This window comes from Profundibacter sp. (assembly GCF_056498605.1).
The window spans coordinates 1-9,119 of record NZ_JBSMEZ010000072.1 but is presented as its reverse complement, the minus strand read 5'-3'; the positions used below and the strand labels follow the sequence as shown (position 1 = coordinate 9,119).

Below are 9,119 nucleotides of genomic sequence, written 5' to 3'. Positions count from 1 at the left end.
CCGTTCCACATAAAAACCGGCTGCTATCCAATGTACGGCGTATAGCAGTAAAATCACTGTTTGTGCTGTTGATATAATCTTGAAACCAATGTTGCATCTCCTCGGACATTTCCCAATAGTTTTGCGCCAACGAACTGACAGCGCCACCTGATGGCTCCAGCCGTGCTGCGATGATCCGCATGTTGGTCGGCACTGTGCTGATCGCATCAAATCCGGTTGAAAGCGCAACAGTTTCATCCTGCAACGCCACAGCAGCGGCAATCATATTGGCAAATTGTTCCGTTGCCGGATTTTGCGGATTGCCCAACACCGCCGCCCGCGATGCAAGTTCCTTGGCCAAAGCATCGCTGGCGAATGCCGGATAGTCGACATAGCCAAGCGCCTGCAACCGCTGCAACAAAATATCGGCACTTTCCTCAGGCGATATACCATCCTCGAGTTCGATCACCCGCAGGGTTTCATATTCTTTTTCGATCACCCGCAGCATATCACTGCTTGGTTTAATCCGGACTGACAAAAACCCGTCCTGAAACGGCATCGCCACCGCAAAGACCCAGTAATACAGCCCGTCCTGCGCCTTGTTTTTCACATATGCGCCAATGGGTTCACCACGTTTCAAGCTGTCCCAAAACAGCCAGAACACCCCCTTTGGCATATCGGGGTGGCGGATCAGTTTATGGGGGGCGCCCAGCAAATCATCCCAGTCATACCCCGAAACACGCCGGAATATGTAATTGGCGGCCAGAATGACCCCGCGCTGGTCCGTGCGCGAGAAAAAGATTTCACCGGCATGGAATGGTGCGCCACCAGTTGCCGGACGGCGCTCGTTTCTTTTCTCGATAAAACCCAACGGTCAAACCCTTTGCAACAATCTCGTCCTTGATAGGGGCAAAGCATTGCTGCTGGGTTAATTGTCGTTTTCTATTGCGACCCCTGATAATTTGTCATGATACGGGTCGCAAACCTGACGAAACCAATTCAATCTGTCCCGGACCAAAGGGACGAAAATGAAACCGGTAATGAACAATTTGACGTGGGGTATGATCCTTGTTCTGGCAGCACTTTGGGGTGGGTCGTTCTTTTGGGCCGAGGTCGCCCTGCAACAGTTACCCACCCTGACCATCGTGCTGTTTCGCGTCGCGCTGGCCGTTCCGGCCCTTGCGGTTTTCATCTGGTGGAAAGGTCTGAAATTACCCCGCTCGCCCCGCATTTGGGCGGCATATATGGGCATGGGTGTGCTGAACAATGCGATCCCATTCTCATTGATCGTTTGGGGACAAACACACATCACCGGCGGCACCGCGTCGATCCTGAATGCGACAACCGCTATTTTCGGGGCCGTTGTCGCAGGGCTGCTGTTGGCAGACGAGCCACTAACCCCGCGAAAAATCATTGGGGCGGGTGTTGGCATTGTCGGGGTGATGGTGGTGATGGGGCCCGAGGCCGTGCGCGGGTTTGATCTGCGCAATCTGGCGCAACTGGCAGTGCTGGGCGCGGCCCTGTCCTATTCGCTGGCCAGCGTTTGGGGGAAAACCTTCCTGAAAAACATCGCCCCCGAGATAAACGCATTTGGCATGGTCATCTGCGCCGTGATCTGGATATTCCCGATTGCGATACTCCATGATGGCTGGCCCGAGTTCACCTATTCCGCACCAGTTTGGCGGGCGCTGTTTGGCCTGTCTTGGCTGGCCACAGCGACGGCTTATCTGTTATATTTCAGCATCTTGCGACGCGCAGGTGCGGCAAACCTGATGCTGGTTACCTTGATGATACCGCCCTTTGCTACAGGACTGGGCTGGGTGTTTCTGGGCGAGGTCCTGACACCAATCACCGGTCTTGGTTTTTTATGCATCGCCTTTGGTCTGGCGATCACGGACGGGCGGCTATTGCGCCTGCGCCGCCGCTGATTATTCCGCCGCCACCTTTTCCTCGACCTTGTCAGCCAGCGCCTCGGTGCGGGCCGCCAATTCGGCCAGTGTATCGGTCACAACCGGCGGGATCACCGCCACCTCGATGCGCTCTGGATCAGGCGCAGGTTTACTGCGCATTTCCTCGAGCAATGCTTCTTGCGCACCCAGCTTGCCCTCGGCCTCTTGTAACTTTTCCTCAAGACCTGCGGTTTTATCCGCCAGCATCAGACCTGCCATCAACAACATGCGCGGTTCGGGTATACGCCCGATTTGCGCGGTCAGAACCGTGGCTTCGGCGTCCAGCAGTTTGGCCGCCGATTGCAGAAAATGCTCTTCGCCATCCTGACAGGATACGGTGAAACTACGCCCGCCAATTTTGATTTCTGTCTCTGGCATTACGCGCCCCCCCCGATCAGTGGTTTCAATTCGGACATTATGTTTTCCAGCTCGGCCAGATCCGCCTTGCGGGTTGCGCGTAGCGCTTCCAGATCGGTCTGCATCGCCTTGTTGATCAGATGCGCATCCCCGACCCCGCTCTCGTTGGCCTCGCGCAGATCATCATTGCTTTCGCGCAATTGGGCGTTCACCGTCAGCAGCTTTTTGGCATCGGCATCTTTTTTTCTCATATCCGTGGTCAGCTCTTTGATCTTGCCTTCCATCTCTTTGATGGTGGTTTCCTGCTTTTCCTTGATTGCGCTGACGCGTTCTTCCAACTGGGCGTTGGCCAGTTTTTCGGCCTCAAGCGCCTCAATCAGAGCGGCAGACGCATCTGCATCCCCGCCACCCGATGCGCCAGTCAAACCATCAACTCCGGTGCTGATCCGTTCCAGCGCCGCCGTGATCCGGCGTTCCAATTCTGCAATGTCGCTCACTTTGCCTGTCTCCTCGCTCAACAAATCCACCCGATTGCCCGCATTCGAATCGGGCATAAAATAATCTTGTTACAAGTTTAACCAATGGCACAGCGAATTGCGCCCCCCTTTTGGCTCAATACCTTAGCCATCCCGCTTGATCTTCTGTGCAGCGCTGTTATCACCACGGGGTAAGTTTCAGCCAGATAAGGATAAACAGCCGTGGATATTCAGACTTTGCGTAAAAACCACCCCGATCACTGGATGCGGGCTGCCGCTATCCGCACGCTGACACTGGACGCGATTGCTGCGGCGAATTCCGGCCACTCCGGCATGCCGATGGGCATGGCTGATGTCGCCACGGTGCTGTTTGAAAAACATCTAAAGTTTGACGCCTCGGCTCCGAACTGGCCGGACCGCGACCGGTTTATCCTGTCGGCGGGCCACGGCTCAATGCTGATCTATTCCCTATTGCACCTCACAGGCTACAAACAGGCGACGCTGGACGAGATCAAAAATTTCCGCCAATGGGGCGCGCGCACGGCGGGCCACCCTGAATATGGCCATATGGAAGGCGTTGAAACCACCACGGGGCCACTGGGCCAAGGCATCGCCAATTCGGTAGGCTTTGCTATGGCCGAGGAAATCCAGCGGGCGCGCTATGGCAAAAAGGTTGTCGATCATCACACCTATGTGATTGCAGGCGACGGTTGCCTGATGGAGGGCATTTCGCAAGAGGCACTTGGCCTTGCTGGCCGTCACGAGTTGGGCAAACTTATTGTTCTGTGGGACAACAACGGCATCACCATTGATGGCACGGTTGCCCTGTCGGATCGCACTGATCAAATGATGCGGTTCCGTGCCTCGGGCTGGTCTGTATTTGAATGCGACGGACATGACCCTGTGGCAATTGACGAAGCCATCACAGCGGCCAAGAAGACCAAGAAACCCTCGATGATTGCCTGCAAAACCCATATCGCACTGGGCTCCAGCGCACAGGACACATCAAAGGGCCACGGTGCCCTGACGGATGCACAGCTGATTTCCGACACCAAAGCCGGATATGGCTGGACCGCCCCCGCCTTTACCATCCCCGCCGATATCAAGGCGCAATGGGAAGCGATCGGGTCGCGCGGAGCGGCGGAACGTGCCGATTGGGAAGCACGCCTTCTGACCATACCTGGTAACAAACAGCGCGAATTTGCCCGCGCCTATGCGCTCGAGCCACATAAAAAACTGTCAGCCACCATCAAGGCGCTGAAAAAACAGATCACCGACGAGGCGCCAAAAGTTGCCACCCGCAAATCTAGTGAAATGGTGTTGGAGGTGGTGAACCCGTTCACCATAGAAACCGTTGGCGGATCGGCTGATCTGACCGGATCGAACCTGACAAAAACCGGTGATCTGGGGGTGTTTGATCCCGAAAATCGCGGCGGTCGTTATATCTATTACGGTATCCGTGAACACGGCATGGCGGCAGCGATGAACGGCATGGTGCTGCACGGCGGTGTGCGCCCTTATGGCGGCACCTTCATGTGCTTCACCGATTACGCCCGCGGTGCGATGCGTCTGTCGGCCCTGATGCGGGTGCCGACAGTTTACGTGATGAGCCACGACAGCATTGGTCTGGGTGAAGACGGCCCAACCCACCAACCGGTTGAGCATCTGGCAATTTCACGCGCCACGCCCAACACCTATGTGTTTCGCCCCGCCGACACGGTGGAAACCGCGGAATGTTGGGAAATTGCGCTGACCACCAAAGAAACCCCCTCGGTGCTGGCCCTGTCCCGCCAAGGACTGCCAACCGTGCGTCTGGAACATAAAACCAAAAATCTGGCCGCTTTGGGCGCTTACGTTCTGGCTGACGCCGTGGACAAACGCCAGGCGATCATCATCGCCACTGGCTCTGAAGTGGAAATAGCGCTGGCGGCGCGTGATCTGCTGCAAGCGGAAGGCATCGGCACCCGCGTCGTTTCAATGCCTTGTATGGAACTGTTCGCCGAGCAAGAAGAGCGTTATCGCAAACGCATTCTGCCCGGTGGCCCGGTGCGGGTCGCTGTTGAAGCAGGCGTGCAAATGGGCTGGGACCGCTGGCTGACAGGTGAGCGTGGTAAATGCACCAAGGCAGGCTTTGTTGGTATGGATTCTTTTGGTGCCTCGGCCCCAGCCGATGTGCTCTATGAAAAGTTCGGCATCACCGCGCAGGCCGTGGCGGACAAGGTAAAATCCCTGCTCTGATCATTTTTGTTCCAATAAATATCCGCGCCGCAGGCAAAAAAGATTTCTTGCCTGCGGCGCGGATATTTGAAGAACGAAAATGCTGGATGCAAACCAAAGGCAGATCATGACCAACAAACTTGCAATCATCTTTGGCTTTGTGATCATCGCAATCTTCATCGCGGACCATTACTATCTGGATTGGAACCTGCCGGTTATGCTGGGCAAAAAACTGGCCCTGCTGACCGAATACATGGCCTTCTGGCGCTAGGGCGGATTTGCTGGCGCTAACACGGTTGACCTTTGCGCCAAAACCCCCAAGGTGGCGCATAATCAGGCTCTTGGGGGCCATCATTATCTGGAGTTTCGCGAAATGACTGTAAAAGTAGCCATCAACGGCTTTGGCCGCATCGGCCGTAACATCCTGCGCGCCATTGTTGAATCAGGGCGCACCGATATCGAGGTCGTCGCGATCAACGATCTGGGGCCGGTTGAAACCAACGCGCACCTGCTGCAATTTGATAGCGTGCATGGCCGCTTTCCGGTTGATGTGAAAACCACCAAAGACACGATTGATGCGGGCCGTGGCCCGATTGCCGTGACTGCCATTCGCAATCCGGCGGACCTGCCTTGGGGTGGCGTGGACATCGTGATGGAATGCACCGGCATTTTCTCGGCCAAAGACAAGGCCATCGTACATCTGGAAAATGGCGCATCACGGGTGCTGGTTTCGGCCCCCTCTGCCGGTGCCGATAAAACCATCGTTTATGGTGTGAACCACGACACGCTTGGCCCTCACGATCTGATCGTTTCGAACGCGTCCTGCACCACCAACTGCCTATCACCGGTCGTAAAAACCCTAAACGACACCATTGGCCTGAACCACGGTTTCATGACCACAATCCACAGCTACACCGGTGATCAACCCACGCTCGACACCATGCACGGCGATTTGTATCGTGCCCGCGCCGCCGCGATGAGCATGATCCCGACCTCGACAGGGGCCGCCAAGGCCGTAGGGCTGGTTCTGCCCGAGTTGAACGGCAAACTGGATGGCGTTTCGATCCGCGTCCCCACCCCGAATGTTTCGGTCGTGGACCTGACATTTGAAGCCAGCCGCGACACCACCATTGAAGAGGTCAACGCCGCTATCCGTGCCACGGCTGATGGCCCACTCAAGGGTGTGCTGGGCTATACCGAAGTGCCGAATGTCAGCATCGACTTCAACCATGATCCACATTCATCGATCTTCCACATGGACCAGACCAAAGTAGTTGCGGGCAACATGGTGCGTATCCTGACGTGGTATGACAACGAGTGGGGTTTCTCTAACCGGATGTCCGACACAGCCGTTGAAATGGCCAAATACCTTTAAGCAATTCCCGCCCGCGCCAACGGGTGCGGGCGGGTGTTTATGCGAACTTTGCTATTAGCGCCTTTTGCACAGATGGCGTGACAAATTTGGAAATATCGCCCCCCAAACGGGCAATTTCCTTGACCAGCTTTGATGCCACCGCCTGATGCTTGGCCTCGGCCATCAGAAACACGGTATCGATTGTGTCATCCATTGCGCGGTTCATGCCAACCATCTGGTATTCATACTCAAAATCCGAAACAGCCCGCAGGCCGCGAATGATGGTCTGTGCCCCGACATCGCGGGCGCAATCAATCAGCAAGTTTTCAAACGGATGCACCACAATCTCGAAACCGGTATCACGCGACAGCACTGCGCATTCGGCTTCAACCATCGCCACCCGTTCTTCCAGAGTAAACAGTGGTCCCTTGTCACGGTTGATAGCCACGCCAATCACCAAACGGTCCACCAAAGCTGCCCCGCGGCGGATAATATCCACATGTCCCATGGTGATAGGATCAAACGTTCCCGGATAAAGTGCAATGCGCATGGCCGTCCCCTTATGCTTTCACCCGAACGCAACAATATTGCGTGGCCAATTGCAAGGGAAACCAATGCCCCTTTCTTCTTTTCATAAAGCAATTTGCAGTGATATGGAGCAGAACTCTAGAAATATCTGCGCCGCAGGCATTCAGCGCTTTGGCCCGCAGGGTCAAAGCGCTTGGGGCGACGCCGTCAGGCGGCGCAACCCGACAATCAATGCCCCATGATCATGCCTTCCAGTGCTTTTTTCTCCATCGAAAGCTCTGTCAGACGGGCCTTGACCACATCCCCCAGCGTAATCAGCCCAACCATCTCGCCATCTTTGATCACCGGCATATGGCGAAACCGCCCTTCGGTCATCTTCGTCAGAATATCATCCGCCCTGTCACTACAACTACAGGTCACAAGGTTCGAAGTCATCATATCGTCCACCTTATCGGCCATGCAGGCTGGGCCCCGCTTGCCCAGTTCACGCACAATATCACGTTCCGACAATATTCCGTCAGCTGTCTTGCCCGTGGCCGATACCACCACCGACCCGATCCGGTTGTTCGATAACACCGAGGCCGCATCGGCCACGGTGGTGCCCGGTTTGATGGTGAAAACACCATCCGTAGCCTTTGATTTCAGGATTTGTTGGACGAGCATGGCAGACCTCCGTAACGGTTTCGTGATCCCCCACCGTCCCTCACCCGCGACATTCTGTCAAGCTTGTGACCTAAACTTGCCCCTCCAGCCGTGCCACTTCCCGTCTGAGTCCCTGCCCCAACAGATCGGCAAAGCGGTTCAGACGCTCTACCCGTCTATCGTCCAGATGGCGCACCAGATAAAAGGTGCGGCGCAGTGAAATTCTGTCGACCAGCACGCGGCGGATGTCGGGCAGCGTTGGCATGCAAAAATCATGCACAATCGCCAGCCCCGCCCCTTGGCGCACCCAATTGACCTGCACCGCCACCGAATTAGACGCCAAAGTCACCCGATCCACACCGGTTTCGGCTAAATAATCCACTTCTTTGTCGAAAATCATATCGGGGATGTAGCCAATCACCCGATGCCCCTTCAAATCTTTCAATGTCTTGATCGGCGGATGCGCATCCAGATATCCCTGTGTGGCGGCCAGATGCAGTTTATAATCGGCAATCTTTTGCGCCATCAGCCGCCCCGCTGTAGGGCGCGACAGGGTGATCGCCATGTCAGCCTCGCGTTTGGAGAGGTTAAACACCCGTGGCAGCGCCACGATCTGCACCTCAAGCCCCGGATTATCATCGCAAATCGCCGCACAGACCTGCGGCAGCAGATAGTTGGCCGACCCGTCCGGCGCCCCGATCCGCACCACACCGCTTAACTGCCCCGCCTCGCCATGCACTTCCTCGACCCCTTGCGCCATCGCGCTTTCGGCCCGCATCGCATGGACCAACAGCCGTTCGCCCTCGCTGTTCAGCACATAGCCCTGAACAGATTTGGCAAACAGCGCCGCCCCAAGCCGATCCTCGAGCCGCGCAATCCGCCGCCCCACTGTGGCGGGGTCCAGCTTTAGCGCCTTGCCCGCACGTGACAGGCTTTCGCCCCGCGCCACGGCCAGAAAAACCCGCATATCATCCCAGTCGAATGCCATCATCATACCTGCAATTTTGCAAAACACCTTTGGGAAACTGACCCTTTTCATGGCATTTATGCAAGGCTAAACTGCGGCCAACCCAAACCCAACGGAGGATTCGATTATGGATATAGGACATTTCATCAACGGCAAGATGGTCAAAGGCACATCCGGCAAACAGGGCGACATCATGAACCCCGCCACCGGCGAAGTTCAGTATAAAGTCGATCTGGCCTCGGCTGCCGAAATGGATGCCGCCATCGCCGCAGCGTCCGCCGCCCAACCGGCATGGGGTGCTAAAAACGCGCAGGTCCGTGGCCGCGTGATGATGGCGATGGTTGGCCTGATCAACCGCGACATGGAAAAACTGGCCGAAGCGTTATCGCGCGAGCATGGTAAAACCATTCCCGATGCCAAAGGCGACATTCAGCGTGGTCTGGAAGTGGTTGAATATTGCATGGGGGCAGCCGAGCTGTTGAAAGGCGAATATTCTGTTGGCGCTGGCACCGGCATTGATATGTATTCGATGAAACAGCCGCTGGGCGTTGTTGGCTCGATTATGCCGTTCAACTTCCCCGCGATGATGCCGCTTTGGCACATTGCACCAGCGCTGGCGTGTGGCAATGCAATCGTTTTGAAACCAAGCG

11 protein-coding genes are annotated in these 9,119 nt (G+C 56.1%); 5 read left to right on the top strand and 6 right to left on the bottom strand.

Annotated features, from left to right (window positions below; all coding sequences use genetic code 11):
* Positions 1 to 850, bottom strand: an 850-nt coding sequence (locus ACWB12_RS07305) for a PAS domain-containing protein (protein WP_479529408.1), incomplete at its 3' end; no start/stop codon positions are given.
* A 157-nt stretch (positions 851 to 1,007) separates the two neighbouring features.
* Here ACWB12_RS07305 and ACWB12_RS07300 point away from each other — a divergent pair.
* A complete protein-coding gene (locus ACWB12_RS07300; protein WP_479529407.1) occupies positions 1,008 to 1,907 on the top strand; it encodes a DMT family transporter in 900 nt (299 codons plus the stop codon).
* Here ACWB12_RS07300 and ACWB12_RS07295 read toward each other — a convergent pair whose 3' ends face one another.
* Positions 1,908 to 2,306: a cell division protein ZapA gene (locus ACWB12_RS07295; RefSeq protein ID WP_479529406.1), complete on the bottom strand. Its 399-nt coding sequence runs from the start codon at positions 2,304 to 2,306 to the stop codon at positions 1,908 to 1,910. It lies immediately after the preceding gene.
* The gene (locus ACWB12_RS07290) at positions 2,306 to 2,839 is read right to left on the bottom strand and encodes a hypothetical protein (RefSeq protein WP_479529405.1); all 534 of its coding nucleotides are present in this window, start codon (positions 2,837 to 2,839) and stop codon (positions 2,306 to 2,308) included. Before ACWB12_RS07290 ends, ACWB12_RS07295 begins: the two co-directional genes overlap by 1 nt.
* Positions 2,840 to 2,983: 144 nt before the next feature.
* Here ACWB12_RS07290 and tkt point away from each other — a divergent pair, with 144 nt between their 5' ends.
* The 3 genes from tkt to gap all read left to right on the top strand — a co-directional run bounded on the left by tkt (position 2,984) and on the right by gap (position 6,353).
* Positions 2,984 to 4,999, top strand: a complete 2,016-nt coding sequence (gene tkt / locus ACWB12_RS07285) for a transketolase (protein ID WP_479529404.1) — start codon at positions 2,984 to 2,986, stop codon at positions 4,997 to 4,999.
* A 106-nt stretch (positions 5,000 to 5,105) separates the two neighbouring features.
* On the top strand, positions 5,106 to 5,249 hold the full coding sequence (locus ACWB12_RS07280; protein ID WP_479529403.1) for a hypothetical protein: 144 nt from the start codon (positions 5,106 to 5,108) through the stop codon (positions 5,247 to 5,249).
* 102 nt (positions 5,250 to 5,351) lie between these two features.
* Positions 5,352 to 6,353, top strand: a complete 1,002-nt coding sequence (gap, locus tag ACWB12_RS07275; RefSeq protein ID WP_479529402.1) for a type I glyceraldehyde-3-phosphate dehydrogenase — start codon at positions 5,352 to 5,354, stop codon at positions 6,351 to 6,353.
* 37 nt (positions 6,354 to 6,390) lie between these two features.
* Here gap and coaD read toward each other — a convergent pair whose 3' ends face one another.
* The 3 genes from coaD to ACWB12_RS07260 form a co-directional block, all read right to left on the bottom strand.
* Positions 6,391 to 6,882, bottom strand: coding sequence for a pantetheine-phosphate adenylyltransferase (gene coaD / locus ACWB12_RS07270; RefSeq protein WP_479529401.1), 492 nt, complete (start codon positions 6,880 to 6,882; stop codon positions 6,391 to 6,393).
* Positions 6,883 to 7,088: 206 nt separating this feature from the next.
* The gene (locus ACWB12_RS07265; RefSeq protein ID WP_479529400.1) at positions 7,089 to 7,523 is read right to left on the bottom strand and encodes a CBS domain-containing protein; all 435 of its coding nucleotides are present in this window, start codon (positions 7,521 to 7,523) and stop codon (positions 7,089 to 7,091) included.
* Between the two features lie 70 nt (positions 7,524 to 7,593).
* A complete protein-coding gene (locus ACWB12_RS07260) occupies positions 7,594 to 8,490 on the bottom strand; it encodes a LysR family transcriptional regulator (protein WP_479529410.1) in 897 nt (298 codons plus the stop codon).
* A gap of 103 nt (positions 8,491 to 8,593) precedes the next feature.
* Here ACWB12_RS07260 and ACWB12_RS07255 point away from each other — a divergent pair.
* Positions 8,594 to 9,119 (top strand): aldehyde dehydrogenase family protein (locus ACWB12_RS07255; RefSeq protein WP_479529409.1); only part of this gene is annotated, 526 nt, incomplete at its 3' end.

What these genes read in the sequence shown, in the direction of transcription:
- ACWB12_RS07280 (WP_479529403.1), top strand. Translation starts at nt 5,106, where the DNA reads ATGACCAACAAACTTGCAATCATCTTTGGCTTTGTGATCATCGCAATC.
- gap (WP_479529402.1), top strand. Translation starts at nt 5,352, where the DNA reads ATGACTGTAAAAGTAGCCATCAACGGCTTTGGCCGCATCGGCCGTAAC.
- ACWB12_RS07265 (WP_479529400.1), bottom strand. Translation starts at nt 7,523, where the DNA reads ATGCTCGTCCAACAAATCCTGAAATCAAAGGCTACGGATGGTGTTTTC.
- ACWB12_RS07260 (WP_479529410.1), bottom strand. Translation starts at nt 8,490, where the DNA reads ATGGCATTCGACTGGGATGATATGCGGGTTTTTCTGGCCGTGGCGCGG.
- ACWB12_RS07295 (WP_479529406.1), bottom strand. Translation starts at nt 2,306, where the DNA reads ATGCCAGAGACAGAAATCAAAATTGGCGGGCGTAGTTTCACCGTATCC.
- ACWB12_RS07300 (WP_479529407.1), top strand. Translation starts at nt 1,008, where the DNA reads ATGAAACCGGTAATGAACAATTTGACGTGGGGTATGATCCTTGTTCTG.
- ACWB12_RS07290 (WP_479529405.1), bottom strand. Translation starts at nt 2,839, where the DNA reads ATGCCCGATTCGAATGCGGGCAATCGGGTGGATTTGTTGAGCGAGGAG.
- coaD (WP_479529401.1), bottom strand. Translation starts at nt 6,882, where the DNA reads ATGCGCATTGCACTTTATCCGGGAACGTTTGATCCTATCACCATGGGA.